This window comes from Vibrio sp. IB15 (assembly GCF_016406055.1).
Classification (GTDB): Bacteria; Pseudomonadota; Gammaproteobacteria; order Enterobacterales; family Vibrionaceae; genus Vibrio; species Vibrio chagasii.
Window position 1 is genome coordinate 1 of sequence record NZ_JAEFCE010000167.1, and the last position, 605, is coordinate 605.

A 605-nucleotide genomic window follows, 5' to 3' on the forward strand; every position below is an offset into this window, starting at 1 on the left:
CAGGGAAAACTCATCTCAGGGCTCGCTTCCCGCTTAGATGCTTTCAGCGGTTATCGATTCCGAACTTAGCTACCGGGCAATGCCATTGGCATGACAACCCGAACACCAGAGGTTCGTCCACTCCGGTCCTCTCGTACTAGGAGCAGCCCCCTTCAATTTTCCAACGCCCACGGCAGATAGGGACCGAACTGTCTCACGACGTTCTAAACCCAGCTCGCGTACCACTTTAAATGGCGAACAGCCATACCCTTGGGACCGACTTCAGCCCCAGGATGTGATGAGCCGACATCGAGGTGCCAAACACCGCCGTCGATATGAACTCTTGGGCGGTATCAGCCTGTTATCCCCGGAGTACCTTTTATCCGTTGAGCGATGGCCCTTCCATTCAGAACCACCGGATCACTATGACCTGCTTTCGCACCTGCTCGAATTGTCATTCTCGCAGTCAAGCGGGCTTATGCCATTGCACTAACCACACGATGTCCAACCGTGTTTAGCCCACCTTCGTGCTCCTCCGTTACTCTTTGGGAGGAGACCGCCCCAGTCAAACTACCCACCAGGCACTGTCCGTAATCCCGATTCAGGGACCAACGTTAGAACATCAA

1 rRNA gene is annotated in these 605 nt (G+C 54.4%); it reads right to left on the minus strand.

The window, feature by feature from the left end:
• Positions 1–605: ribosomal RNA gene (locus tag JC606_RS23275) — 23S ribosomal RNA — on the minus strand; the annotation flags it as partial.